The organism is Rathayibacter sp. AY1F3, assembly GCF_002931975.1.
GTDB lineage: Bacteria > Actinomycetota > Actinomycetes > Actinomycetales > Microbacteriaceae > Rathayibacter.
The window spans coordinates 285,160-308,158 of sequence record NZ_PSVF01000001.1; the positions used below are offsets into that span (position 1 = coordinate 285,160).

Genomic DNA, 22,999 nt, shown 5'->3' on the forward strand with positions numbered 1-22,999 from the left:
TCTAGAGCGCGCCGTGGTCGCGGCTCAGGCGACCGCGAGCGGGACGTCGACGGTCGCCAGGGCCGAGACCGCCCAGCCGACCAGCGTCGACTGCTCGCCGACCGAGGAGACGATCCGCGCCTCCCAGCCGCCTGCGAGCACGGCCAGCTCGGAGGGAGCGGAGGCGATGCCCTGCACCCAGTAGGCGGCCGTGCCCAGCGAGACCGGCACGGCGCCGAGCGCCTCGCCCGCACCGGTGAAGGTCTCGACGAGGGGCCCGCGGTGCAGCGTCAGCACGACGACCGGATCGCCGCCGTCGACGGCGTAGGAGCACGTGTCTCCCGCGGCGGTGATCGACACGGTGCCCGCCGTCGAGCCGGCCTCCTGCTCGACGAGGGAGGCGGGGAGAGCGGTCGCGCAGTCCACGCCCTCGCTCGACGGCACGGACGGCACGGAGGGCACGGTCGGTGCGGGCGACGGCACCGGGGGCGTGCTCGCGAGACCCGCCGACTCCGGCACGTCGATCACCTCGCCGGAGACGCAGCCGCTCACTCCGGCCGCGAGTGCCAGGGCGAGGAGCGCCGCAGCGGCCGAGGAGCGCAGTCGCACAGGAGTCCTCCGAGGATCGTCGGGGCGGACCCCGGGAGCGCCGGTCGTGACGCGGCCGCACCCGACGAGCGCAGCCGTGCCATCGTAAGCGACGATTCGCGCCACTCGGCCCCGTGGAACGCCGAGAGCCCCCCGCCCCGGAGGGGACGGAGGGCTCTCGGCAGAGGGGGCGTGACTACTTGGTCGCGCCGGTCTCCTCGACAGGAGCGTCCTGCGCGGCGTCCTCGACGGGAGCGTCCTGCACGGGCGCCTCCTCGACGGGGGTCTCCTCGGCAGTGGGCTCCTCGGCGGGGGCCTCGTCCACCGGAGCGGACACGGGCGCCGTGGCGGTGCGCGACTTCTTCGCCTTGGGCGTGACGGGCTCGAGGACGAGCTCGATCACGGCCATGGGCGCGTTGTCTCCCTTGCGGGGGCCGATCTTGGTGATGCGGGTGTAGCCGCCCTCGCGCTCGGCGACGAGCGGAGCGATCTCGGTGAAGAGCTCGTGGACGACCGACTTGTCGCCGATCGTCGCGAGGACGCGACGGCGGGCGTGCAGGTCGCCGCGCTTGGCGAAGGTCACCAGGCGCTCGGCGAGCGGACGAAGGCGCTTGGCCTTGGTCTCGGTCGTCTTGATGCTCTTGTGCGTGAACAGGGCCGCGGCCAGGTTCGCCAGCAGCAGGCGCTCGTGTGCGGGTCCGCCTCCGAGGCGGGGGCCCTTGGTGGGCTTGGGCATGGGTTTACTCCAGTACTAAAGGGGTGTCAGCAGGTCGGACGCGAGGAGCCGGGGCTCCGGAGCGGAGGACCTAGATGCTCTCGTCGTCGTAGCTGTAGAAGTGGGCGCCGTCGAACCCGGGGACCGAGTCCTTGAGCGACAGGCCGAGCTCCGTCAGCTTCTCCTTGACCTCATCCACCGACTTCTGACCGAAGTTGCGGATGTTCATGAGCTGCGTCTCCGAGAGGGCGACGAGCTCATTGACGTTGTTGATGCCCTCGCGCTTGAGGCAGTTGTAGCTGCGCACCGAGAGGTCGAGGTCCTCGATGGGCATGGACAGCTCGGTCGAGAGGACCGCGTCGACCGGCGCGGGGCCGATCTCGATGCCCTCGGCCGCGTTGTTCAGCTCGCGGGCGAGACCGAACAGCTCGGTCAGCGTGCGTCCGGCGGAGGCGATGGCGTCGCGCGGCGAGATCGCGGCCTTCGTCTCCACGTCCACGACCAGGCGGTCGAAGTCGGTGCGCTCGCCGGCACGGGTGGCCTCGACGCGGTAGGTGACCTTCAGCACGGGCGAGTAGATCGAGTCGACCGGGATCTGGCCGGCCTCGGAGAACTCGCTGCGGTTCTGGGTCGCCGAGACGTAGCCGCGGCCGCGCTCGATCGTGAGCTCGAGCTCGAACTTCGCCTTGTCGTTCAGCGTGGCGATGACGAGCTCCGGGTTGTGGATCTCGACACCGGCCGGAGCCGAGATGTCCGCGGCGGTGACCTGGCCGGCTCCCTGCTTGCGCAGGTAGGCGGTGATCGGCTCGTCGTGCTCGGAGGAGACGACGAGTCCCTTGATGTTCAGGATGATCTCGGTGACGTCCTCGCGGACGCCCGGGACGGTCGTGAACTCGTGCAGGACTCCGTCGATCCGGATGCTGGTGACAGCGGCGCCGGGGATGGAGGACAGCAGGGTGCGACGCAGCGAGTTGCCGAGCGTGTAGCCGAAGCCGGGCTCGAGGGGCTCGATGACGAAGCGGGAACGGAACTCCGAGATGTTCTCCTCGGTGAGCGTCGGACGCTGTGCGATAAGCACTGATGATTCCTTTCGATCACGTGTCCGCTATATGACACGTGCGTTTGCGAGGTGTGGAGTTGTGAAAGAAATGCGCGATCCGCCGGCCGGCCGCACTCCCCGCCCGGAGGCGGTTCGTGCGGCCGGCCGACGGCTGCGAGTGCTGCTTAGACGCGACGACGCTTGGGCGGGCGGCAGCCGTTGTGCGCCTGCGGGGTGACGTCGTTGATCGAGCCGACCTCGAGGCCTGCGGCCTGGAGCGAGCGGATCGCGGTCTCACGACCCGAGCCGGGGCCCTTCACGAAGACGTCCACCTTCTTCATGCCGTGCTCCTGAGCCTGGCGCGCGGCCGACTCGGCGGCGAGCTGGGCGGCGAACGGCGTCGACTTGCGCGAGCCCTTGAAGCCGACTCCACCGGACGAGGCCCAGCTGATGACGGCCCCGGAGGGGTCGGTGATCGAGACGATGGTGTTGTTGAACGTCGACTTGATGTGGGCCTGGCCCACAGCGATGTTCTTCTTCTCCTTGCGGCGCGGCTTGCGCGCGGCCGACTTGGGGGTAGCCAATTCTGTATCTCCTCTAGGTCCGTGTCGCCCGCGTTACTTGCGGCCGGCCTTCTTCTTGCCGGCGACGGTGCGCTTGGGTCCCTTGCGGGTGCGCGCGTTCGTCTTGGTGCGCTGTCCACGGACCGGGAGGCCGCGACGGTGGCGGAGGCCCTCGTACGAGCCGATCTCGACCTTGCGGCGGATGTCGGCGGCGACCTCGCGGCGGAGGTCGCCCTCCACCTTGTAGTTGCCCTCGATGTAGTCGCGGAGCGAGACGAGCTGGTCGTCGCTGAGGTCCTTGACGCGGATGTTGCCGTCGATCCCGGTGTCGCTCAGGGTCTTGAGCGCGCGAGTGCGGCCGACACCGTAGATGTAGGTCAGTGCGACCTCCACGCGCTTCTCGCGCGGGATGTCTACTCCTGCCAGACGTGCCATTGTGGCTTCTCCTGTGAGTGAGTGGAGGTGTGAAGCAGCACCGGTGCCTCGGCCTCCGACCGAAGGTGTCCTCGCCGTCCACCCCGGGGTCGCCGGGGTGCTGCGCGATTTCTGGTGCTGCGGGTGTGTTCAGTTGTGCAGTGGGGCGGCACGCCGCCCCTGCGCTCCCTCGCGGAAGCAGCGGGACTAGCCCTGGCGCTGCTTGTGGCGGGGGTTGCTGCTGCAGATGACCATCACGTTGCCGTGGCGGCGGATGATCTTGCAGTGGTCGCAGATGCGCTTGACGCTGGGGTTGACCTTCATTGTTCTTGTCCTTGTTTTCGCTGGCGTCGTGCTCCCGGCGGATGCCGGGGCCGTTCCTTACAGGACACGCACGTCGCGAACGTCAGCGGAGCGAACGTCTACTTGTAGCGGTAGACGATCCGGCCGCGGGTCAGGTCGTAGGGGCTCAGCTCCACGATCACCCGGTCCTCGGGGAGGATCCGGATGTAGTGCTGACGCATCTTGCCCGAGATATGGGCGAGAACTTTGTGTCCGTTGGTCAGCTCCACGCGGAACATCGCGTTGGGGAGCGCCTCGACAACCGCACCTTCGATTTCGATGACACCGTCTTTTTTGGCCATAGCCTCACTGTCGTTCGGAAGTAGTGTGTGTACTGGTCGTGCGAATGTTTCCGCGACGAGCCACCACCGGGCGAGAGCCCGGATCGGGGTTCGCGGGCATGCCGGAGCACGCGCAAAACACCAAGGGTCGATGCTACGCGAATCGCGGCCGTTCCGCCACCTCGGGCGTGTCGCCCCTCCTCCGCCTCCGCGCCCGACGCGCGCCCCCTGCCGGGCCCCGCGTCCGCCGCCGCCTAGGCTGGCTCCGTCGAGCCGGAGGGAGAGCACATGGCGCGCACGACGAGGTCCGCGACCGCGAGGCGGAGCTGGTACTCGCACCCGGTGGTGACGATCCTGGCGGCGATCGCGGTCATCGCCCTGGTGCAGACCTTCTTCGTGAAGGTGTACACGGTGCCGACCGGCTCGATGGAGAACACCCTTCAGGGCGGCGGATTCTTCGGCGACCGCATCCTGGTCGACCGCACCCTCGCCCTCCAGGGCGGGCCGGAGGAGGGCCAGATCGTCGTCTTCTCGCGCGACGCCGACTGGGGCGCGAGCGACGAGGCCGGCAGCTCCCTCTCCGAGATCGTGAAGACGTTCGGCGACGTCACCAGCATCGGCCCCTCCCACGAGGAGTTCCTCGTCAAGAGGCTGATCGCCGAGGGGGGCCACACCGTCTCCTGCTGCGACGCCGAGGGGCACGTGCTGGTCGACGGGAAGCCGCTGGACGAGTCCTACGTGTTCGAGGACTTCCCCTTCACCCCCGGGACCCTCGACTGCACGACGAGCCCCGCGTCCCTCCGCTGCTTCGACGAGTACACCGTCCCCGAGGGCTCCCTCTTCGTCCTGGGCGACCACCGGTCGAACTCCAACGACTCGCTCGGCGAGTGCCGCGGCGCCGGCGGGCCGATCGACACGTGCGTGAAGACCGTGCCGATCGACAGGGTCACCGGACGCGTCTTCGCCGTGGCCTGGCCGCTCACGCGCTGGCGGCTGTTCTAGCGCTCCGCCCGAGCCGCCGCAGACGACGACGAGGTCCCCCGCGGGAAGCAGGGGACCTCGTCGTCGTTCACCGCCGTGCGGCCACGGGACTAGCCGCGGACGACCGCCACGACCCGGTCGAAGAGCGGGTGCTCGGCCGTGAGGCCGGTGACCTCCGCCACGAACTCCTCCGGGGTGAGCGCGGCCAGCTTCTCGTGGAGCTCCACGCTCTGGGGATCCTCGGGCACGTCGAAGCGCAGCGCGGCGCCGATCGCGGCGAGCAGGCCCTCCGGCGTGCGCCCGCGCTCGGCGAGCTCGGCCGCCGGTCCGATGAAGCGCTCGTGCCGCGACAGCTTCCGCAACGGCTGGCGTCCGACCCGGTCGACCGTGTCGGTCAGGTACGGGTTGGCGAAGCGCTTCAGCGTCTTCTCGAGGTAGGCCTGCTGCTCCTCGTCGCTGAAGCCGTGCTTGGCCACGATGAGCGCCTTGGTGTCCTCGAGCGCGGCCTTGACCGCGTCGTGCACCTCGGGCATCGCCAGCGCGTCGGAGAGCTTGTGCGCTCCGGTCGCGAAGCCGGTGTAGGCGGCCGTCGCGTGGCCGGTGTTCACGGTGAAGAGCTTCCGCTCGATGAACGGCTCGAGGTCGTCGACCCAGGTCGCGCCCGGGATCTCCGGCTCGGTGCCCTCGAACGGAGTGCGGTCGACGACCCACTCGAAGAAGCTCTCCACCGTCACGTCCAGGCCCTGGCCCGGGTCCTGGTTCGGGACGATGCGGTCCACCGCGGTGTCGGCGAAGACGGCACGGGTGCGCAGGCGCTCCCACTCGTCCGCGCCGAGGTTCGCGGCGACCTCGGTCTGCAGGAGGCGCGTGGCGTTGATCGCGTTCTCGCAGGCCATGACCGCCAGACGCGGCGCCGACTCGTCGCGGGCGGCGAGGCCCTTCGCGATCACGGGGGCGACGAAGCGCAGGATGTTCGGGCCGACGGCCGTGGTGACGATGTCGGCGGCGGCGATCTCGCGGACGAGCGCCTCCTCGTCGGCGGCCGAGTCGATCGCGCGGAAGCGGTCGACGACGTGCGTGGCCGCCTCCTCCCCCACCTCGTGCACCTCGTAGCTGTCGGCGGCGGCGAGGCGGCCGATCAGCTCGGAGTTGACGTCGGCGAAGACGAGCTCGTAGCCTGCGCCGTGCAGGATCAGGCCGACGAAGCCGCGGCCGATGTTGCCGGCGCCGAAGTGGACGGCGGTGGGCATCAGGAGTTGACCTCGCCCAGCAGGCTGTAGAGCGACTGCGCGTCCGGGGCGTCGAGGAGCTTCTGCACCTCGTCCTCCTCCGAGAAGATGATCGCGATCTTGGAGAGGATCTCGAGGTGCTCGTTGTCGACGCCGGCGATGCCGACGACGAAGCGCACCTCGTTGCCGTCCCAGTCGATCGGCTGCGCATAGCGCACGAACGAGAGGGCGGAGGAGCGGATCTCGTCCTTCGCGTCGTTGGTGCCGTGCGGGATGGCGAGCAGGTTGCCCATGTAGGTCGAGACGGTCGCCTCGCGGGCGAGCATGGCCTCGTAGTAGGCGGGGGTGACCGCGCCGACGCCGACCAGCATGTCGGCGGCCTCCTTGATGGCGGCCTCCTTCGTGGTGGCGGTGCCGGAGGCGTCGATCTGTCCGATGGTGAGCACGTCGCTCATGGGGTGCGTCCTTCCGTGGAGGTGCTGACAGCGAGGGAACCCGCAGGGGCGAGCGGAGCGTGTCCGCTCTGTCGCACCCTACGGGTTCCCTCCGAATGGTTGGCGTACTACTTGCCGTGCTGCTCCGCGACCAGCGAGACGACCTCGTCGTACTTCGGGCTGTTCATGAAGTTGTCCACGGAGACGTGGATGGCGCCCGGGGTGCGCTGGCGGGCGCGCTCCGTGAGCTCGGCCTGGGTGATGACCAGGTCCACGTCGTCCTCGAGAGCGGCGATCGCCTTGTTGGTGACCGTGACGTCCTCGAAGCCCGCCTTCTTCATCTTGTTCCGCAGCACCGAGGCGCCCATCGCGGACGAGCCCATGCCGGCGTCGCAGGCGAAGACGATGTTCCGGACCTGGGTCGCGGTTGCCGTGGCCCCCGCGGTCGAGGCGCCGGCCGAGTCCTGCGGAGCGTTGGCGCCGCGGGCGTTGATGAGCGAGCCGACGGCGCTCTCCTTGCCCTTGTTCGCCTCGTTGGCGGCGACGGCGGCGGCGAGCTTGTCGTCGCCCTCCTGCTCCGCGGCCAGGTCGCGCTTGCGGCCGGACCGGATGATGACCGAGGCCACCAGGAACGACACGGCGGTCGCGAGGATCACCGAGAGGATGACGCCGAGGAAGCTGTCGTTCGCGGTCTGCAGGAGCACCGCGATGATCGAGCCGGGCGAGGCGGGGGCGCGGAGGCCGGAGTTGAACGCGACGTTCGTCGCGACACCGGTCGCACCGCCGAGGATGACGGCCGCGAGGAGCGCCGGCTTCATCAGCACGTACGGGAAGTAGATCTCGTGGATGCCGCCGATGAAGTGGATGATCGCCGCGCCGGGAGCCGAGGCGCGGGCCGCGCCGACGCCGAAGAACGCGAAGGCCAGGAGCACGCCCATGCCGGGGCCGGGGTTGGCCTCGAGGAGGAAGAGGTAGGACTTGCCTGCCTCCTCCGCCTGCTGCACGCCCAGCGGCGTGAGGATGCCGTGGTTGATGGCGTTGTTGAGGAAGAGGATCTTCGCCGGCTCGATGAAGAGCGAGGTCAGCGGGAGCAGGCCCGCGTTGACCAGGAACTCCACGCCCGCACCGAGGGCGGTCGAGAGACCGACCACGAGCGGCGCGACGCCCGCGAAGGCGAGGAGCGCGAGGAGGAGGCCGAGGATTCCGGCGGAGAAGTTGTTGACCAGCATCTCGAAGCCGGGCTTGATCTTGCCGTCCCAGATCGAGTCGACCTTCTTCATGAGCCACGCCGACAGCGGGCCCATGATCATGGCGCCGATGAACATCGGGATGCCGGCGCCGACGATGACGCCCATGGTCGCGATGGTGCCGACCACGCCTCCGCGGGCGCCGTAGACCATGCGGCCGCCGGTGTTCGCGATGAGGAGCGGGAGGAGGTAGGTGATCATCGGGGCGACGAGGCCGGTGTTGACCACGTCGGGATCCGTGCTCCAGCCGCCGAACTGCTGGACCCAGGTGGCGTCGATGCCGAGGAGCGGGAGCCATCCGGTCTGGATGAAGAGGGCCGTGATGAAGCCCCAGGCGATGAAGGCCGCGATGTTCGGCATGACCATTCCCGAGAGGAAGGTGCCGAAGCGCTGGACGTGGACGCGCGCTCCACCGCGCGTCGACGTCGCTGACGTCGTTGTCATGTGGTGTGTTCTCCGATTTCTAGGGGCGGGCGGGCGGGACGCTCCTGAGGCGTCCCGGCTCCCGAGTGGCGGGGTGGTGCAGGGGGGTGGGGCTGGTGATCCGGGATCAGGAGGCGGCGATCGCCTCGGTGACCGCGGAGCGGGCATCGGCGGCGCTGTCGGCGGCGAGAGCGAGCTCCGCGTACCGCTTGGCATCGTCGAGGGTGTGCTCGGCCAGCTCGGCGCGGACGTCGGCGAGAGCCGACGGCGACATCGAGAGGGTGGTGGCGCCGAGGCCGACGAGGACCACGGCGAGCAGCGGGTCGGCGGCGGCTTCTCCGCAGATCCCGACGGGCTTGCCCAGCGCCGCTCCCGCGCGGCCGACCTCGCCGACGAGGCGGAGCACGGCCGGGTGCCACGGGTCCTGGAACGCCGAGACCGTGCCGAGCATGCGGTCGGCGGCGAGCGTGTACTGGGTCAGGTCGTTGGTGCCGATCGAGGCGAAGTCCGCGACTCCGAGGATGCGGTCGGCGAGCAGGGCGGAGGAGGGGACCTCCACCATCACTCCGGCGGTGCGGATGCCGAGCTCCCGCGCCATCGAGGTGAAGTAGCGGGTCTCGTCCACGGTCGCGACCATCGGCGCCATGACCCAGAGGTCGGCGTCGGTGGCGGCGTCGGCCTGGGCGAGGGCGGTGAGCTGGTCGCGGAGGATCTGCTCGCTGGCGCGGAGGGCGCGCAGTCCGCGGAGACCGAGGGCCGGGTTCTCCTCGTGGTCGTCGTTGAGGAAGCTCAGCGGCTTGTCGGCGCCGGCGTCGAGCGCGCGGACGACGACCTTGCGGCCGGGGAACGCAGCGAGCAGGCGCGTGTACTGCTCCGCCTGCTCGGCGACCGAGGGCGCCTCCTTCGCGTCGAGGAAGAGGAACTCGGTGCGGAACAGCCCCACTCCCTCGGCGCCGAGCTCGACCGCGTTCGCAGCGCCGTCGGCCGAGCCGAGGTTCGCGAGCAGCGGCACGGCGTGGCCGTCGGCCAGCGCGCCGGGGACGACCGGTGCGGCGAGCATCTCGGCGCGCTCGGCGATCGAGGACTTCGCGGCGCCGATCTCGGCGTCCGAGGGGTTCACCGTCACGACGCCGGAGGTGGCGTCGAGGATGACGAGCTGGCCGTCCCGCAGGTCGAGGGCGCCGGTGGTGCCGACGATGGCGGTGATCGACTTCTCCCGGGCGAGGATCGCCGTGTGCGAGGTCGGTCCTCCGTCGCTGGTGATCAGGCCGAGGACCTTCTCGAGGTCGAGCAGCGCCGTGTCGGCCGGAGCGAGGTCGCGGGCGACGAGCACGAACGGCTCGTCCGACTCGGGGACGCCGGGAGCGGCGACGCCGCGCAGGTGCGCCACGACGCGCTGCGAGACGTCGTCGAGGTCGGTCGCGCGCTCGGCCATGTAGCCGCCCATCGCCACGAGCAGGTCGCGGAAGCCGGCGAAGGCCTCGTGCACGGCGCGCTCCGCGGTCTTGCCCCCGGCGATCCGCGCCTTGACGTCGTCCGCGAGGGACGGGTCCTCGGCCATCAGGGCCTGGGCGTCGAGGACGTCCTTCGCCGAGCCGCCGGCCCGCTCGCCTCGGTGGCGGATCGTCGCGGCGGTGGCGGACAGCGACGAGACGGCGCGCTCCTCCTCCTGGGCGACGCTGCGGGTGCTGGCGGTGTCCTCGGGCTCGGGCAGCGGCTCCGGCATGCGCAGGACCGGCCCGAGGGCCAGCCCGCGTCCCACTCCGGTGCCCTGGAGCTTGGCGGAGGCGTAGGCGGTCTGAGGAGTGGACAGCGTCATGGGTGCTCGTTCCTGTCGTGCGGAGTGCGGGCGGGAGAAGTGGATGCGGGGGCGGCGGCGTGGGGCCGGCAGAGGGCGGGGCCGGGTCTCGCAGGCGCCTGATGCGACCCGGTGAGGGTCGCCGTCACGCTCCAGGGGCTGCCGCGGCTACCGGCGCCGTGGGCGCCGGGGCCGGCCGCCTTGCGTGACGCTCCGCGTCACGCGTCGTGGTCGGTGGTGAGGAAGGTCGCGAGCTCCTCGAGCACGGCCTGCTCGTTGTCGCCCTCGACGCTGACGGTGAGCTCGTCGCCGTGCTCGATGCCGAGCGAGATGATCCCGAGGATCGACGCGGCGTTGACCGGGGTCGCGTCGCCCTTGGCGACGAGGACCTTCTGACCCGACTTCGCCGCGGCCTGGCTGAAGAGCGAGGCGGGGCGGGCGTGGAGGCCCTTCGACGATGCAACCTGCACGGTGCGCTCGACCATGAACGTTTCTCCTTGATCCTGCAGTCGCGACTGCATCAGTGGTGCCCGGAGTCGGGCTCGCCCGGACGGACCGGGCGGGTGGAGGAGTCCCCGTCCGCGCCTGCGACGACCGCGCGAGCGGCGAAGAGGACGGGCAGGGTCTCGAGCACGGCATCGGCACCGTGCGCTCCGAAGACATCGGGCGGGAGGAGGGCGGCCGCGGCTCCCACGAGCTCCGCACGGTGGCGGAGTCCGTCGAACTGCGACTCGAGGTGCGGCCCCACGAGGAGGACGTCTGCCTCGGGGAGGGAGTGGTCGAGACCGGTGAGGGTCTCGGAGTGGAACACGGCATCCATGCCGCGCTCCTTCGCGCCCGCTCGCAGCCGGTGGGCCAGGAACGTGCTCGACGCGCCTGCACCGCAGACGATCAGGATCTTCCGCACCTCGTTCGCCTCCTCGCGTCCGGGTCGTGATTCATCCAAGCATCCCCTCGGAGGGGCGGCACCCTCCAGCAGACAATCTTCCGCGGGGGCGGAAGACGGCCCCTTCCGCCCGCGGCGCGGGGGCTCCCGGGCGCGTCGCCGGGGTGATTGACTGACGGAACGTACGACTCGCCGCCCGCGTCCTGCGGGCCCGCGGCAGGGTCGTGGCGCTCCCGGCGCCCGCCCCGACCGCACGCCTGGAGCCTGATGCCTGACAACCGCGAACGACTGCTGGAGTACCTCTCCCGCGCCGAGGGCTGGGTGACGGCGCACGAGCTCGCCGACAGGCTCGGAGTCACCACCCGCAGCGTCCGGAGCTACGTCACCGCGGTGAAGGCGCAGGCCGCCCCGCTGGAGCCGGTCGAGTCCTCCGCGAACGGCTACCGGCTCGCGCGCGAGGCGTACGCGGCCTATCTGGAGGCGCAGCGCAGCCGCGACGTCGAGCCCGACACCCCGCGCGACCGGCTGTACAGCATCGTCCGCCGCCTGGTCGACTCCGACGAGGGCCTGGACGTCTTCGCCCTGGCCGACGCGCTGTCGGTGAGCGAGTCGACCGTCGACGCCGACCTGCGCCGGGTGAAGGCCCTCGCCGACGAGGCCGGCCTCGGGCTGGTCCGGCGCGGCCCGTCGGTGCGCCTCGAGGGCAGCGAGGAGGCCCGCCGCCGCCTGATCTCCCGGATGTTCCGCGACGAGAGCGCGCAGGGCGTCTTCACCCTCGACGACGTCCAGCGCGAGTTCGCCTCCCCCGGCCTCGGCGCCTTCAAGACCGAGCTGCTGGCTGAGCTCGAGACCCGCGGCTACTACATCAACGACTACGGCGTGAACAGCGTCCTCCTCCACATCGCGATCGCCGTCGACCGCGTCGCCCGCGGCGTCGGGGACCCCTCCGGCTCCCGCCCCTCCCCCGCGATCCACGGCGAGCTCGCGGCCCTGCTGGCGGAACTGGTGGAGCGGCACTTCGCGACGCGCCTGACCGACGCCGAGCTCGCCCAGCTCGCGATCCTGATGACGACGCGGGTGGCGACGCCCGGGCAGAACGAGCCGGTCGCCGCCGTGGTCGAGAACTACCTCGACCCGGAGGACCTCGCCGTCGTCCGCGAGCTCGTCGCCGACGTCAACCGCGAGTACCTGGTCGACCTCGACGACGAGGGCTTCATCGTCCGCCTCGCCCTGCACGTGCGCAACCTGATCGCCCGGGCCGCCGAGGGCGGCTACTCCCGCAACCCGCTCACCCGCTCGATCAAGACCAGCTACCCGATGACGTACGAGATCGCGGTGTTCCTGGCGAGCGGGCTGCAGCGCCGGCGGGGCGTCGTGGTCAACGAGGACGAGATCGCCTACATCGCCCTCCACGTCGGCTCCTTCCTCGAGCGGGTGTCCCGGCGGGAGGAGCGTCTGTCCTGCGTGATCGTCTGCCCCAACTACTACGACCTCGCTCACATGCTGCGCCTGCGCGTCGAGCGCTCCCTCGGCACCGAGGTGGAGGTGCGCTCGCTGATCACGCGGAGCGACGTCGACTGGGACCGGCTCACCGCCGACCTCGTCATCACCACGATCGACGAGCGCCCCGCGTCCGACGACGTCGTGGTCGTGCAGCCGTTCCTCACCGACCACGACGTCGAGACGGTGCGCCGGGCGATCGCCCGCGTCCGCCGGCACCGCCGCCGCGCGCAGATCAAGGACGAGCTGCTGCAGTTCTTCGACGAGGAGCTGTTCTTCCGCAACGTGCACGCGCGCGACGAGGCGGCGATGATCCGGATGCTGGGCGAGCGGATGATCGCCGGCGGCATCATCGACGAGGACTACGTCGACGGCGCCATCGAGCGCGAGCGGATGAGCTCCACGGCGTTCACCGACAACCTCGCGGTCCCGCACGCGATGGCGATGAGCGCGCGCCGCACCTCGATCGCGATCGTCGTGAACGACACGGCGATGGAGTGGGGCGAGCAGCGGGTGAACGTGATCGCGATGATCGCGTTCGCCTCGGCCGGCCGCAGCACCTTCCAGTCGGTGTTCGACCAGTTCGTCGAGGTGTTCGCCGACCGGGCGGAGGTGCAGCGCCTCATCCGGCGCTCCACGGACTTCGGCGGCTTCATCGAGGAGCTGGTGCGGGTGATCGACAGCTAGCCGCCTCCCGCACTCCGGGTGGAGCCGGAGGGCGCTGTCGTCCTCCCGCTCCCGCGCTTCGTGGGCGCCCGACAGACCCCCGCCGGGCGCGAGAGGCCACGAGGAGCCTCCTCCGCATCGGATCGGAGGAGCTCCGCGTTGGGGCCTCTAGGCGAAGGGCGTCGGCACGATCCCGTAGGGGGCGAGGCCGGCCGCGCCGCCGTCGGCGAGCGTGGTGACCCAGATGCCGTCGTGGTGCACGGCGACGGAGTGCTCCCAGTGGGCGGCCATGCTGCTGTCCTCGGTCGCGACCGTCCACTCGTCCTCGCGGACGAAGGTCTCGGCGCTGCCCGCGGTGACCATCGGCTCGATCGCGACGACGAGTCCCGGCTTCACCTCGGGGCCGCGCTGGCGCACCCGGTAGTTGAAGACCGGCGGGGCCTCGTGCATGGTGCGCCCGATGCCGTGGCCGATGTAGTCGGTGAGGATGCCGTAGACGCGGCCCGAGCGCTCGGCCTCGTCCTCGATGTACTCCTCGATCGCCGCGCCGACCTCGTTGAGGTGGCGGGCGGAGGCGAGGGCGGCGATCCCCCGCCAGAGGGATCCCTCCGTCACCCGCGAGAGCTCGGCGCGTGCCGCGACCTCCTCCGGGCGGGAGGGATCGGGCAGGACCACCGTCATCGCGGAGTCGCCGTTCCAGCCGTCGATCTCGGCGCCGCTGTCGATGGAGACCAGGTCGCCCGGCTCGAGCACCCGCCCGCCGGGGATGCCGTGGACCACCTCGTCGTTGACCGAGGCGCAGATCGTGTGCCGGTAGCCCGGGACGAGCTGGAAGTTCGAGTGGCCGCCGAGCGCGACGATCGCCGCCTCGGCGATCGCGTCGAGCTCGAGCGTGGTGACGCCCGGCCGGATCGCGGTGCGGACCGCGTCGAGCGAGGCGGCCGTGGCGAGGCCCGGAGCGAGCATCGCCCGCAGCTGCGCGGGCGTCTTGTAGAGCGAGGAGCGGAACGCCACGGCTCAGGCGGCCGGGGTGTCGAGGCGGCCCACGCGGTGGCCCTCGAGGGCGACGACGATCCGCTCGGTCACCTCGTCGACCGGCCCGAGGCCGTCGACCACGACCACGAGCCCGCGGGCCGCGTAGACGTCGATGAGCGGAGCCGTCTGCTCCTCGTAGAGCGCGAGTCGGCGCCGGATGACGTCCTCGGTGTCGTCGCTGCGCCCCTGCTCGAGCGAGCGCTTGAGCAGGCGGCCGACGACCTCGTCGGGATCGGCCGTCAGCTGGACGACCGCGTCGAGCCGGTTGTCGTCCGCGGCGAGGATGCGGTCGAGCTCGTCGACCTGCTCCGTGGTGCGCGGGTAGCCGTCGAGCAGGAACCCGGTCGACGCGTCCGCCTCCTGGAGGCGGTCGTGCACGATCGCGTTGGTCAGCTCGTCCGGCACGTAGCGCCCGTTGTCGAGGTAGGCCTTCGCCTGAAGACCGAGCTCGGTCTCGTTAGCGACGTTCGCGCGGAAGATGTCCCCGGTCGAGATGGCGGGCACCCGGAGGATGTCGCTCAGCCGAGCGGCCTGGGTCCCCTTGCCTGCGCCGGGAGGGCCGATCAGCAGGAGACGGAAGCCGATCGGATGCGACGTCATCGGAGGAGTCCTTCGTAGTGGCGCTGCTGCAGCTGGGAGTCGATCTGCTTCACCGTCTCCAGGCCGACTCCGACGATGATCAGGATGGACGTGCCGCCGAAGGGGAAGTTCTGGTTCGCACCGACCAGCGCGAGGGCCACGAGGGGCACGAGCGCGATGAGGCCGAGGTAGACCGATCCGGGCAGCGTCACCCGGGTGAGCACGTAGTTGAGGTACTCGGCGGTCGGGCGGCCGGCGCGGATGCCGGGGATGAAGCCGCCGTAGCGCTTCATGTTGTCGGCGACCTCGTCCGGGTTGAAGGTGATCGCGACGTAGAAGTAGGTGAAGCCCACGATCAGGAGGAAGTACAGCGCCATGTAGAGCGGGTGATCGCCCTTGGTGAGGTAGTTCGTGATCCAGGTGACCCAGACCGGGGCCTCCTGGCCAGCGGCGGGCTGGTTGAACTGCGCGATGAGCGCGGGCAGGTACAGCAGCGACGAGGCGAAGATGACGGGCACGACGCCGGCCATGTTGACCTTGATCGGGATGTAGGTGTTGTTGCCGCCGTAGGTGCGGCGGCCGACCATCCGCTTGGCGTACTGCACGGGGATCCGCCGCTGCGACTGCTCCACGAAGACCACGGCGACCACGAGCACGAGGCCCACGCCGAGGACGAGGAGGAAGGTCTCGAAGCCGCGCGACTGCGCGATCGACCACAGGGAGGTGGGGAACTGGGCGGCGATCGAGGTGAAGATCAGCAGCGACATGCCGTTGCCGATGCCGCGCTCGGTGATGAGCTCGCCCATCCACATGATGATCCCGGTGCCCGCGGTCATGGTGATGACCATGAGGAGGATGGAGTACCACTCGTCGGTGATGATGAGCGCCGAGCACTCCGGGACGCCGGAGTTGCCGAAGAGGGCGCCCGAGCGGGCGACGGTGATCAGCGTCGTCGACTGGAGGACGCCGAGCGCGATGGTGAGGTACCGCGTGTACTGGGTGAGCTTGCCCTGACCGGACTGCCCCTCCTTGTACAGCGTCTCGAAGTGAGGGATGACCACGCGCAGCAGCTGCACGATGATCGACGCCGTGATGTACGGCATGATCCCGAGCGCGAAGATCGACAGCTGGAGCAGTGCTCCACCGCTGAAGAGGTTCACGAGCTCGTAGAGACCCGAGGTGCCCTGGTTGCCGGCGAGACAGGCCTGCACGGCGCTGAAGTCGACGAACGGAGCAGGGATGAAGGATCCCAGCCGGAAGATCGCCACGATCGCGAGGGTGAAGCCGATCTTGCGGCGGAGGTCGGGGGTGCGGAAGATCCGCGCAACGGCGCCAAACACTACCTAAGGTCTCCTGCTCAATTCTGTGGTGCGGGATACAGGTCGAGCTTGCCACGCGCTCCCGGAGGGAGTCGGCGTGGCAAGCTCGACCGACAAGCTGCTGGTGCTACTTGATGGATCCGCCCGCAGCGACGATCTTCTGCTCGGCAGAGCTGGAGACCTTGTCGACCGCGACGTTCAGCTTAACCGCAATGTCGCCGTCCCCGAGGACTTTGACCTTCTCGTTCTTGCGGACAGCACCCTTGGCGACCAGGTCGCCGATGGTGACGTCGCCGCCCTGGGGGTAGAGCTCCGCGAGAGCGGACAGGTTCACGACCTGGTACTCGACCCGGAACGGGTTCTTGAAACCGCGGAGCTTCGGGGTGCGCATGTGCAGCGGCATCTGCCCGCCCTCGAAGCCGACGCGCACCTGGTAGCGGGCCTTGGTGCCCTTGGTGCCGCGACCGGCGGTCTTTCCCTTGGAGCCCTCACCGCGACCCACGCGGGTCTTGGCCTTCTTGGCTCCGGCAGCGGGGCGGAGGTGGTGGACCTTGAGCACGTGCTCCTTGGTCGCCGGCGCCGCCGCGCCCTTCGTGGTGGTCGCCTGCGCGGGAGTCGTGGACTCCGCGGCGGCGGCCTTCTTCGTCTCAGCCATTAGTCAATCTCCTCGACCTTCACCAGGTGGGCGACGGTCTTCACGTATCCGCGGTTCTGGGCGTTGTCCTCGCGGACGACGCTCTGACCGATCTTCCTGAGGCCGAGCGAGCGCAGCGTGTCGCGCTGGTACTGCTTCTCGCTGACCTTCGACTTGATCTGGGTCACCTTGAGCTGGGCCATCAGGCACCTGCCTTCGCGTTGGACGCGGCGGCGAGGGCGTCGGCCTCGGCACGGACGAGACGTGCCGGCGCGACCTGGTCGAAGTCGAGACCACGACGAGCGGCGACGGCGCGCGGCTCCTCGAGCTGCTTCAGAGCCTCGACGGTCGCGTGGACGATGTTGATGGTGTTCGACGAGCCGAGCGACTTGCTCAGGACGTCGTGGATGCCGGCGCACTCGAGGACGGCGCGGACGGGACCGCCGGCGATGACACCGGTACCCGCGGCGGCGGGGCGCAGGAGCACCACACCGGCGGCGGCCTCACCCTGGACGGGGTGCGGGATGGTCGAGGCGACGCGGGGGACGCGGAAGAAGTTCTTCTTCGCCTCCTCGACGCCCTTGGAGATGGCGGTCGGGACCTCGCGGGCCTTGCCGTAGCCGACGCCCACCAGTCCGTTGCCGTCTCCGACGACCACGAGCGCGGTGAAGCTGAAGCGACGACCGCCCTTGACTACCTTCGACACGCGGTTGATGGTCACGACGCGCTCGAGGAACTGGCTCTTCTCGGCGTCACGGCCACCGCGGTCGCGGCCACCCTGGTTGCGGTCGCGGCCGCCGCGGCGGGGCTCACGAGCCTCCTGCTGCGGCTGCGTGGACGCAGCGGTCTCGACGGGGGCCTCCGACACAGCGGCGACCTCGGGTTCCTTGTTCTCTGCGGCGCTCACAGGTTGAGCCCTGCCTCTCGTGCTCCATCGGCGATCGCGGCGACGCGACCGGCGTACTTGTTGCCTCCGCGGTCGAAGACGACCGCCTCGACACCGGCGTTCTTGGCGCGCTCGGCGACGAGCTCGCCGACCTTGCGGGCCTTGGCGGTCTTGTCGCCGTCGAACACGCGCAGGTCGGCCTCGAGGGTCGACGCCGACGCGAGGGTGCGGCCCTGAGCGTCGTCGACGACCTGCACGAAGACGTGGCGGGCCGAGCGGTTGACGACGAGGCGGGGGCGCTCGGCGGATCCGACGACCTTCTTGCGCAGACGGTCGTGACGACGACCGCGCGCAGCGGACTTGCTCTTTCCTCTGGTTCCGAGTCCCATGATCACTTACCGCTCTTTCCGGCCTTGCGGCGAACGACCTCGCCGGCGTAGCGCACGCCCTTGCCCTTGTAGGGCTCGGGCTTGCGGATCTTACGAATGTTGGCGGCCACCTCACCGACGGCCTGCTTCGAGATGCCGTGCACGGTGAGCTTGTTGTTGCCCTCGACCGTGAACGAGATGCCCGCGGGCGGGGTGACGACGACCGGGTGCGAGAAGCCGAGCGCGAACTCGATGTCCGAGCCCTTCGCCAGCACGCGGTAACCGGTTCCGACGACCTCGAGGCCCTTGGAGTAGCCCTGCGTGACACCGATGATGTCGTTCGCGATGAGCGTGCGGGTGAGGCCGTGGAGCGAGCGCGACTCGCGCTCGTCATCGGGACGCGAGACCAGCACCTGGCCGTTCTCGACGGACACCTGGATGGGGCTGGCGACCGAGACGGTCAGCTCGCCCTTGGGGCCCTTGACGGTCACAGCGGATCCGGCGACGGAGACGTCGACGCCCGCCGGGATCTCGATGGGGAGTCTTCCAATACGCGACATGAGGGATTACCACACGTAGGCGAGGACTTCCCCACCCACGCCCTTCTTCTCGGCCTGGCGGTCGGTCAGGAGACCGCTCGAGGTGGACAGGATGGCGACGCCGAGGCCGCCGAGCACGGTGGGGATCTCGGCCGACTTCGCGTACACGCGGAGTCCGGGCTTCGAGACCCGCTTGATGCCGGCGATCGAGCGCTCGCGGTTCGGGCCGTACTTGAGGGAGATGGAGAGCGTCGTGCCGACGCGCGCCTCCTCGACCTTCCAGTCGGCGATGTAGCCCTCGGTCTTGAGGATCTCGGCGATGTTCGCCTTGAGCTTCGAGCCCGGGAGGGTGATGGAGTCGTGGTGCGCGGAGTTCGCGTTACGGATTCTGGTCAGCAGATCTGCGACCGGATCAGTCATGGTCATGGCTGATGGTGCCTTTCTCGCCTGGTTTCGGCACCCTTTACAAGAGTGACGACCTGTGGTGTGGGACGGCGCCGACGACGTCGACGCCCATGCGGCCGCGCGAACGCAGGCCAACGAGCCATGCTACATGGCCGAGGTCCTGCGGTCGAGGGCCGATCGTGCACGCGACCCGGGGGTGCCGCGTGGCGCCCGCCGCCGGCTCCGGACGGACCGGTCCGGCGGCGGACACACGACGAGGCCGGAGGGCGGTTCTCACCGTCCCCCGGCCTCGAGGCTTACTGCTTAAGAGTTGTCCGACGACTTGAACGGGAAGCCGAGCTGCTTGAGCAGCGCGCGACCCTCGTCGTCGGTCTTGGCGGTGGTCACGACGGTCACGTCGAAGCCGCGGACGCGGTCGATGCGGTCCTGGTCGATCTCGTGGAAGATCGACTGCTCCGTGATGCCGAAGGTGTAGTTGCCGTTGCCGTCGAACTGGCGGTCCGACAGACCGCGGAAGTCGCGGATGCGGGGCAGCGCCACCGAGAGCAGGCGGTCCAGGAACTCCCAGGCGCGGTCGCCCCGGAGGGTGACGTGAGCGCCGATGGCCTGGCCCTCGCGCAGCTTGAACTGCGCGATGGACTTCCGGGCCTTGGTGACCTGCGGCTTCTGACCGGTGATGGCGGTGAGGTCCTTGACCGCGCCGTCGATGATCTTGCCGTCGCGGGCGGCCTCACCGACACCGGTGTTGACGACGACCTTGACCAGGCCGGGGACCTGGTGGACGTTGCCGAAGCCGAACTGCTCCTTGAGAGCGGGGATGATGTCGGCCTGGTACTTGGCCTTGAGCCGCGGCTGAACCTTCGCAGCCACTGCGGTGGTGTCAGTCATTACAGTTCCTCACCCGACGCCTTCGCGTAGCGCACGCGAACGGTCTTGGTCACGCCGTCCTTGGTGACGGCCACGTTGCGGTGGCCGACCCGGGTCGGCTTCTTGGTCTTCGGGTCGACGAGCGCGACGTTGGAGATGTGGATCGAGGCCTCGACGGTCTCGATGCCGCCCTCCTTCGAGCCGCGCTGCGTCTGGCCGACGCGGACGTGCTTCTTGACGAAGTTCACGCCCTCGACGACGACGCGGTTGCGCTCGACCAGCACCTCGAGGACCTTGCCCTGCTTGCCGCGGTCTCCACCGCGGGCCTGGGTAGCGCCCGAGATGACCTGGACGAGGTCACCCTTCTTGATCTTGGCCATGACTAGATAACCTCCGGTGCCAGCGAGACGATCTTCATGAACTTCTTGTCGCGGAGCTCGCGACCGACCGGTCCGAAGATGCGGGTGCCACGGGGGTCCCCGTCGTTCTTGAGGATGACGGCGGCGTTCTCGTCGAACTTGATGTACGAGCCGTCGGCGCGACGGGTCTGCTTGATGGTGCGGACGATGACGGCCTTGACCACGTCGCCCTTCTTCACGTTGCCACCGGGGATCGCGTCCTTGACGGTGGCGACGATGATGTCACCGAGGCCCGCGTAGCGGCGGCCGGAGCCTCCGAGGACGCGGATGGTGAGGAGCATCTTGGCGCCGGTGTTGTCGGCGACCTTGACTCGGGATTCTTGCTGAAGCATGTGTCTCTCCTGCTAACTCAAGTAGGCCGCGGCCTACTTGGCCTTCTCGAGGATCTCGACCAGGCGCCAGCGCTTGGTGGCGCTGAGGGGACGGGTCTCGCTGATGACGACGGAGTCGCCGATGCCGGCGGAGTTCAGCTCGTCGTGGACCTTGACCTTGGACGTACGGCGGATGACCTTGCCGTACAGCGGGTGCTTCACCCGGTCCTCGACCTCGACGACGATGGTCTTGTCCATCTTGTCGCTGGTGACGTAGCCGCGACGGGTCTTGCGGTATCCGCGAGCGCCCGCCTCCTTCACGTCGTGGGCGGCCGACTCGTGGCCGGCGCTGTCATTGACGGTTGCCATTACTTGGCCTCCTCGTTCGACTCGGTCGCCTCGACCTCGGCCTTGGCGGCCTTCTTGGTCTTGGGCTTCTTCTCCGCCTTGGCCGGGGCCTCGACGGGTGCGGGGGTGGCGCGGATGCCCAGCTCGCGCTCACGGATGACCGTGTAGATGCGGGCGATGTCGCGCTTGACGGCACGCAGGCGGCCGTTGGTGTCCAGCTGACCGGTGGCCGACTGGAAGCGGAGGTTGAACAGCTCCTCCTTGGCCTTCTTCAGCTCGGTGACGAGACGCTCGTCCTCGTAGGTGTCGAGCTCGGCGGGGGCGAGCTCCTTGGATCCGATCGCCATTACGCGTCTCCCTCCTCGCGCTTGATGATGCGTGCCTTGAGGGGCAGCTTGTGGATGGCACGGGTCATGGCCTCACGAGCGAGCTGCTCGTCGACGCCGGCGACCTCGAAGAGGACGCGACCCGGCTTGACGTTCGCGACCCACCACTCCGGCGAGCCCTTACCGGAACCCATGCGGGTCTCGGCGGGCTTCTTGGTGAGCGGACGGTCGGGGTAGATGTTGATCCACACCTTTCCGCCACGCTTGATGTGACGCGTCATCGCGATACGAGCGGACTCGATCTGACGGTTGGTCACGTAGGCGGGGGTGAGGGCCTGGATGCCGAACTCACCGAACGACACCTTGGTGCCACCGGTGGCCTGGCCGGACCGGCCCGGGTGGTGCTGCTTGCGGTGCTTGACTCGACGCGGAATCAACATGGTTATGCCTCAACTCCTGCTGCGACGGGCGCCTCGCTCTGCTGGCGGGGTGCACGGCGCGGACGGTCGCTACGCTCGGGGCGCGACGACTTGCTGTTCGCCTGCTCGCGGGCGAGCTCCTTGTTGGTGATGTCGCCCTTGTAGATCCAGACCTTCACGCCGATGCGGCCGAAGGTGGTCTTCGCCTCGTAGAAGCCGTAGTCGATGTTCGCGCGGAGGGTGTGCAGCGGCACGCGTCCCTCGCGGTAGAACTCCGAGCGGCTCATCTCGGCGCCGCCGAGGCGGCCGGAGACCTGGATGCGGACGCCCTTGGCGCCGGCGCGCTGAGCACCCTGCAGGCCCTTGCGCATCGCGCGGCGGAAGGCCACGCGGGCGGAGAGCTGCTCGGCGATGCCCTGGGCGACCAGCTGCGCCTCGGCCTCGGGGTTCTTGACCTCGAGGATGTTCAGCTGGATCTGCTTTCCCGTGAGCTTCTCGAGGTCGGCGCGGATGCGCTCGGCCTCGGCGCCGCGGCGGCCGATCACGATGCCCGGGCGGGCGGTGTGGATGTCGACGCGGACGCGGTCACGGGTGCGCTCGATCTCGATGCGGGCGACGCCCGCACGGTCGAGCTGCGTGGCGAGGAGTCGGCGGATCTTGACGTCCTCAGCGAGGTAGTCGCTGTACCGCTGGCCCTTCTTGGTGCTGTCGGAGAACCAGCGCGACACGTGGTCGGTGGTGATTCCCAGACGGAAACCGTAGGGGTTTACTTTCTGACCCATTACTTGGTCCCCTCCTCAGGAGTGGCCAGCACGACGGTGATGTGGCTGGTGCGCTTGTTGATGCGGAAGGCACGACCCTGAGCACGGGGCTGGAATCGCTTGAGGGTGGTTCCCTCATCGACGAAGGCGCGGGACACGATCAGGTCCTGGTCGTCGAGGTACTCGTTCGAGGCATCGGCCTTGACGCGAGCGTTGGCCATCGCCGAGGCGACGAGCTTGTAGACGGGCTCGGACGCACCCTGCGGCGCGAACTTCAGGATGGCCAGTGCCTCCTGAGCCTGCTTCCCGCGGATCAGGTTCACGACACGGCGAGCCTTCTGGGGGGTGACGCGGATGTGTCGCACGCGTGCGATCGACTCCACCATTTCTCTCCTCCTTCTCGTCGCCGCGTCAGCGGCGACGGCCCTTCTTGTCGTCCTTCTCGTGACCGCGGAAGGTCCGAGTGGGGGCGAACTCGCCGAGCTTGTGGCCGACCATGGTCTCGGTCACGAACACGGGGATGTGCTTGCGACCGTCGTGGACCGCGATGGTGTGACCCAGCATCGCCGGGATGATCATCGAACGGCGCGACCAGGTCTTGATGACGTTCTTGTTGCCGGCTTCGTTGGCCGTGAACACCTTGCGGAGCAGGTGGTCGTCAACGAAGGGGCCCTTCTTGAGACTGCGAGGCATCTTCT

At 69.4% G+C, this 22,999-nt stretch carries 33 protein-coding genes; 2 read left to right on the forward strand and 31 right to left on the reverse strand.

Annotated elements, in window-relative coordinates; all coding sequences use genetic code 11:
• Positions 1–24: 24 nt before the first annotated feature.
• The 7 genes from C5C39_RS01375 to infA all read right to left on the reverse strand — a co-directional run bounded on the left by C5C39_RS01375 (position 25) and on the right by infA (position 3,942).
• Entirely contained in the window at positions 25–588 is a 564-nt protein-coding gene (locus C5C39_RS01375) for a hypothetical protein (protein WP_104352465.1), read from the reverse strand.
• Between the two features lie 175 nt (positions 589–763).
• Positions 764–1,303, reverse strand: coding sequence for a 50S ribosomal protein L17 (gene rplQ / locus C5C39_RS01380; RefSeq protein WP_104251133.1), 540 nt, complete (start codon positions 1,301–1,303; stop codon positions 764–766).
• Between the two features lie 70 nt (positions 1,304–1,373).
• Positions 1,374–2,360, reverse strand: coding sequence for a DNA-directed RNA polymerase subunit alpha (locus C5C39_RS01385; RefSeq protein ID WP_104224999.1), 987 nt, complete (start codon positions 2,358–2,360; stop codon positions 1,374–1,376).
• Positions 2,361–2,506: 146 nt separating this feature from the next.
• Positions 2,507–2,905: a 30S ribosomal protein S11 gene (gene rpsK, locus C5C39_RS01390; RefSeq protein WP_055787170.1), complete on the reverse strand. Its 399-nt coding sequence runs from the start codon at positions 2,903–2,905 to the stop codon at positions 2,507–2,509.
• Between the two features lie 33 nt (positions 2,906–2,938).
• On the reverse strand, positions 2,939–3,319 hold the full coding sequence (gene rpsM, locus C5C39_RS01395) for a 30S ribosomal protein S13 (RefSeq protein WP_068251511.1): 381 nt from the start codon (positions 3,317–3,319) through the stop codon (positions 2,939–2,941).
• 186 nt (positions 3,320–3,505) lie between these two features.
• Complete coding sequence (gene rpmJ / locus C5C39_RS01400; RefSeq protein WP_055787164.1) at positions 3,506–3,622, reverse strand: 50S ribosomal protein L36; 117 nt, start codon at positions 3,620–3,622, stop codon at positions 3,506–3,508.
• Between the two features lie 98 nt (positions 3,623–3,720).
• On the reverse strand, positions 3,721–3,942 hold the full coding sequence (gene infA / locus C5C39_RS01405; protein WP_022883252.1) for a translation initiation factor IF-1: 222 nt from the start codon (positions 3,940–3,942) through the stop codon (positions 3,721–3,723).
• Positions 3,943–4,209: 267 nt separating this feature from the next.
• Between infA and lepB the strand changes: the two genes are divergently transcribed.
• Entirely contained in the window at positions 4,210–4,923 is a 714-nt protein-coding gene (gene lepB, locus C5C39_RS01410; protein WP_104352466.1) for a signal peptidase I, read from the forward strand.
• A gap of 89 nt (positions 4,924–5,012) precedes the next feature.
• Here lepB and C5C39_RS01415 read toward each other — a convergent pair whose 3' ends face one another.
• The 6 genes from C5C39_RS01415 to C5C39_RS01440 all read right to left on the reverse strand — a co-directional run bounded on the left by C5C39_RS01415 (position 5,013) and on the right by C5C39_RS01440 (position 10,979).
• Positions 5,013–6,152, reverse strand: coding sequence for a mannitol-1-phosphate 5-dehydrogenase (locus C5C39_RS01415; RefSeq protein WP_104352467.1), 1,140 nt, complete (start codon positions 6,150–6,152; stop codon positions 5,013–5,015).
• Entirely contained in the window at positions 6,152–6,586 is a 435-nt protein-coding gene (locus C5C39_RS01420; RefSeq protein ID WP_104224996.1) for a PTS sugar transporter subunit IIA, read from the reverse strand. The genes C5C39_RS01415 and C5C39_RS01420 overlap by 1 nt, the downstream gene beginning before the upstream one ends.
• Positions 6,587–6,693: 107 nt before the next feature.
• The gene (locus tag C5C39_RS01425) at positions 6,694–8,256 is read right to left on the reverse strand and encodes a PTS mannitol transporter subunit IICB (protein ID WP_104224995.1); all 1,563 of its coding nucleotides are present in this window, start codon (positions 8,254–8,256) and stop codon (positions 6,694–6,696) included.
• 106 nt (positions 8,257–8,362) lie between these two features.
• Positions 8,363–9,961 (reverse strand): phosphoenolpyruvate--protein phosphotransferase, encoded by a 1,599-nt coding sequence (gene ptsP, locus C5C39_RS01430; protein WP_244229676.1) that lies wholly within the window; start codon positions 9,959–9,961, stop codon positions 8,363–8,365.
• A gap of 290 nt (positions 9,962–10,251) precedes the next feature.
• Entirely contained in the window at positions 10,252–10,518 is a 267-nt protein-coding gene (locus C5C39_RS01435; protein ID WP_104224553.1) for an HPr family phosphocarrier protein, read from the reverse strand.
• A 35-nt stretch (positions 10,519–10,553) separates the two neighbouring features.
• On the reverse strand, positions 10,554–10,979 hold the full coding sequence (locus tag C5C39_RS01440; RefSeq protein ID WP_181125660.1) for a PTS sugar transporter subunit IIB: 426 nt from the start codon (positions 10,977–10,979) through the stop codon (positions 10,554–10,556).
• 207 nt (positions 10,980–11,186) lie between these two features.
• Between C5C39_RS01440 and C5C39_RS01445 the strand changes: the two genes are divergently transcribed.
• Entirely contained in the window at positions 11,187–13,106 is a 1,920-nt protein-coding gene (locus C5C39_RS01445) for a BglG family transcription antiterminator (RefSeq protein WP_104352468.1), read from the forward strand.
• Positions 13,107–13,253: 147 nt separating this feature from the next.
• Here C5C39_RS01445 and map read toward each other — a convergent pair whose 3' ends face one another.
• The 18 genes from map to rpsS form a co-directional block, all read right to left on the reverse strand.
• Complete coding sequence (map, locus tag C5C39_RS01450; protein ID WP_104352469.1) at positions 13,254–14,099, reverse strand: type I methionyl aminopeptidase; 846 nt, start codon at positions 14,097–14,099, stop codon at positions 13,254–13,256.
• A 3-nt stretch (positions 14,100–14,102) separates the two neighbouring features.
• Positions 14,103–14,720, reverse strand: a complete 618-nt coding sequence (locus tag C5C39_RS01455; protein ID WP_181028829.1) for an adenylate kinase — start codon at positions 14,718–14,720, stop codon at positions 14,103–14,105.
• A complete protein-coding gene (gene secY, locus C5C39_RS01460) occupies positions 14,717–16,039 on the reverse strand; it encodes a preprotein translocase subunit SecY (protein ID WP_104224557.1) in 1,323 nt (440 codons plus the stop codon). Before secY ends, C5C39_RS01455 begins: the two co-directional genes overlap by 4 nt.
• A 106-nt stretch (positions 16,040–16,145) precedes the next feature.
• Positions 16,146–16,673, reverse strand: coding sequence for a 50S ribosomal protein L15 (rplO, locus tag C5C39_RS01465; RefSeq protein ID WP_104226755.1), 528 nt, complete (start codon positions 16,671–16,673; stop codon positions 16,146–16,148).
• Positions 16,673–16,855: a 50S ribosomal protein L30 gene (gene rpmD, locus C5C39_RS01470; protein ID WP_181024623.1), complete on the reverse strand. Its 183-nt coding sequence runs from the start codon at positions 16,853–16,855 to the stop codon at positions 16,673–16,675. The genes rplO and rpmD overlap by 1 nt, the downstream gene beginning before the upstream one ends.
• Positions 16,855–17,559, reverse strand: coding sequence for a 30S ribosomal protein S5 (gene rpsE / locus C5C39_RS01475; protein WP_104224559.1), 705 nt, complete (start codon positions 17,557–17,559; stop codon positions 16,855–16,857). Before rpsE ends, rpmD begins: the two co-directional genes overlap by 1 nt.
• A complete protein-coding gene (gene rplR / locus C5C39_RS01480) occupies positions 17,556–17,927 on the reverse strand; it encodes a 50S ribosomal protein L18 (RefSeq protein ID WP_056037296.1) in 372 nt (123 codons plus the stop codon). Before rplR ends, rpsE begins: the two co-directional genes overlap by 4 nt.
• A 2-nt stretch (positions 17,928–17,929) precedes the next feature.
• A complete protein-coding gene (gene rplF / locus C5C39_RS01485; RefSeq protein WP_104224560.1) occupies positions 17,930–18,466 on the reverse strand; it encodes a 50S ribosomal protein L6 in 537 nt (178 codons plus the stop codon).
• Positions 18,467–18,472: 6 nt separating this feature from the next.
• Entirely contained in the window at positions 18,473–18,871 is a 399-nt protein-coding gene (gene rpsH / locus C5C39_RS01490; RefSeq protein WP_068209423.1) for a 30S ribosomal protein S8, read from the reverse strand.
• A gap of 282 nt (positions 18,872–19,153) precedes the next feature.
• A complete protein-coding gene (rplE, locus tag C5C39_RS01495) occupies positions 19,154–19,738 on the reverse strand; it encodes a 50S ribosomal protein L5 (protein ID WP_104352470.1) in 585 nt (194 codons plus the stop codon).
• Entirely contained in the window at positions 19,738–20,097 is a 360-nt protein-coding gene (gene rplX / locus C5C39_RS01500; RefSeq protein WP_104224561.1) for a 50S ribosomal protein L24, read from the reverse strand. Before rplX ends, rplE begins: the two co-directional genes overlap by 1 nt.
• A 2-nt stretch (positions 20,098–20,099) precedes the next feature.
• On the reverse strand, positions 20,100–20,468 hold the full coding sequence (gene rplN / locus C5C39_RS01505; RefSeq protein ID WP_104224562.1) for a 50S ribosomal protein L14: 369 nt from the start codon (positions 20,466–20,468) through the stop codon (positions 20,100–20,102).
• A 33-nt stretch (positions 20,469–20,501) separates the two neighbouring features.
• A complete protein-coding gene (rpsQ, locus tag C5C39_RS01510; RefSeq protein ID WP_104224563.1) occupies positions 20,502–20,816 on the reverse strand; it encodes a 30S ribosomal protein S17 in 315 nt (104 codons plus the stop codon).
• On the reverse strand, positions 20,816–21,142 hold the full coding sequence (gene rpmC, locus C5C39_RS01515) for a 50S ribosomal protein L29 (protein ID WP_104224564.1): 327 nt from the start codon (positions 21,140–21,142) through the stop codon (positions 20,816–20,818). Before rpmC ends, rpsQ begins: the two co-directional genes overlap by 1 nt.
• Positions 21,142–21,561 carry a 50S ribosomal protein L16 gene (rplP, locus tag C5C39_RS01520; RefSeq protein ID WP_068209436.1) on the reverse strand — a complete coding sequence of 140 codons (420 nt, stop codon included), beginning with the start codon at positions 21,559–21,561 and terminating at the stop codon, positions 21,142–21,144. Before rplP ends, rpmC begins: the two co-directional genes overlap by 1 nt.
• 2 nt (positions 21,562–21,563) lie before the next feature.
• Complete coding sequence (gene rpsC / locus C5C39_RS01525) at positions 21,564–22,322, reverse strand: 30S ribosomal protein S3 (RefSeq protein WP_068209439.1); 759 nt, start codon at positions 22,320–22,322, stop codon at positions 21,564–21,566.
• Positions 22,322–22,687: a 50S ribosomal protein L22 gene (rplV, locus tag C5C39_RS01530; protein WP_077221988.1), complete on the reverse strand. Its 366-nt coding sequence runs from the start codon at positions 22,685–22,687 to the stop codon at positions 22,322–22,324. The genes rpsC and rplV overlap by 1 nt, the downstream gene beginning before the upstream one ends.
• Before the next feature lie 25 nt (positions 22,688–22,712).
• A complete protein-coding gene (gene rpsS, locus C5C39_RS01535; RefSeq protein WP_055787078.1) occupies positions 22,713–22,994 on the reverse strand; it encodes a 30S ribosomal protein S19 in 282 nt (93 codons plus the stop codon).
• Between the last annotated feature and the right edge of the window lie 5 nt (positions 22,995–22,999).

Coding starts and splice junctions, on each gene's coding strand:
- rplQ (WP_104251133.1), bottom strand. CDS start 1,303: ATGCCCAAGCCCACCAAGGGCCCCCGCCTCGGAGGCGGACCCGCACAC.
- rpsM (WP_068251511.1), bottom strand. CDS start 3,319: ATGGCACGTCTGGCAGGAGTAGACATCCCGCGCGAGAAGCGCGTGGAG.
- rpmJ (WP_055787164.1), bottom strand. CDS start 3,622: ATGAAGGTCAACCCCAGCGTCAAGCGCATCTGCGACCACTGCAAGATC.
- infA (WP_022883252.1), bottom strand. CDS start 3,942: ATGGCCAAAAAAGACGGTGTCATCGAAATCGAAGGTGCGGTTGTCGAG.
- lepB (WP_104352466.1), top strand. CDS start 4,210: ATGGCGCGCACGACGAGGTCCGCGACCGCGAGGCGGAGCTGGTACTCG.
- C5C39_RS01415 (WP_104352467.1), bottom strand. CDS start 6,152: ATGCCCACCGCCGTCCACTTCGGCGCCGGCAACATCGGCCGCGGCTTC.
- C5C39_RS01420 (WP_104224996.1), bottom strand. CDS start 6,586: ATGAGCGACGTGCTCACCATCGGACAGATCGACGCCTCCGGCACCGCC.
- C5C39_RS01425 (WP_104224995.1), bottom strand. CDS start 8,256: ATGACAACGACGTCAGCGACGTCGACGCGCGGTGGAGCGCGCGTCCAC.
- ptsP (WP_244229676.1), bottom strand. CDS start 9,961: ATGCCGGAGCCGCTGCCCGAGCCCGAGGACACCGCCAGCACCCGCAGC.
- C5C39_RS01435 (WP_104224553.1), bottom strand. CDS start 10,518: ATGGTCGAGCGCACCGTGCAGGTTGCATCGTCGAAGGGCCTCCACGCC.
- C5C39_RS01445 (WP_104352468.1), top strand. CDS start 11,187: ATGCCTGACAACCGCGAACGACTGCTGGAGTACCTCTCCCGCGCCGAG.
- C5C39_RS01455 (WP_181028829.1), bottom strand. CDS start 14,720: ATGACGTCGCATCCGATCGGCTTCCGTCTCCTGCTGATCGGCCCTCCC.
- rplO (WP_104226755.1), bottom strand. CDS start 16,673: ATGGCTGAGACGAAGAAGGCCGCCGCCGCGGAGTCCACGACTCCCGCG.
- rpmD (WP_181024623.1), bottom strand. CDS start 16,855: ATGGCCCAGCTCAAGGTGACCCAGATCAAGTCGAAGGTCAGCGAGAAG.
- rplR (WP_056037296.1), bottom strand. CDS start 17,927: ATGGGACTCGGAACCAGAGGAAAGAGCAAGTCCGCTGCGCGCGGTCGT.
- rplF (WP_104224560.1), bottom strand. CDS start 18,466: ATGTCGCGTATTGGAAGACTCCCCATCGAGATCCCGGCGGGCGTCGAC.
- rpsH (WP_068209423.1), bottom strand. CDS start 18,871: ATGACCATGACTGATCCGGTCGCAGATCTGCTGACCAGAATCCGTAAC.
- rplE (WP_104352470.1), bottom strand. CDS start 19,738: ATGACTGACACCACCGCAGTGGCTGCGAAGGTTCAGCCGCGGCTCAAG.
- rplX (WP_104224561.1), bottom strand. CDS start 20,097: ATGGCCAAGATCAAGAAGGGTGACCTCGTCCAGGTCATCTCGGGCGCT.
- rplN (WP_104224562.1), bottom strand. CDS start 20,468: ATGCTTCAGCAAGAATCCCGAGTCAAGGTCGCCGACAACACCGGCGCC.
- rpsQ (WP_104224563.1), bottom strand. CDS start 20,816: ATGGCAACCGTCAATGACAGCGCCGGCCACGAGTCGGCCGCCCACGAC.
- rpmC (WP_104224564.1), bottom strand. CDS start 21,142: ATGGCGATCGGATCCAAGGAGCTCGCCCCCGCCGAGCTCGACACCTAC.
- rplP (WP_068209436.1), bottom strand. CDS start 21,561: ATGTTGATTCCGCGTCGAGTCAAGCACCGCAAGCAGCACCACCCGGGC.
- rpsC (WP_068209439.1), bottom strand. CDS start 22,322: ATGGGTCAGAAAGTAAACCCCTACGGTTTCCGTCTGGGAATCACCACC.
- rplV (WP_077221988.1), bottom strand. CDS start 22,687: ATGGTGGAGTCGATCGCACGCGTGCGACACATCCGCGTCACCCCCCAG.
- rpsS (WP_055787078.1), bottom strand. CDS start 22,994: ATGCCTCGCAGTCTCAAGAAGGGCCCCTTCGTTGACGACCACCTGCTC.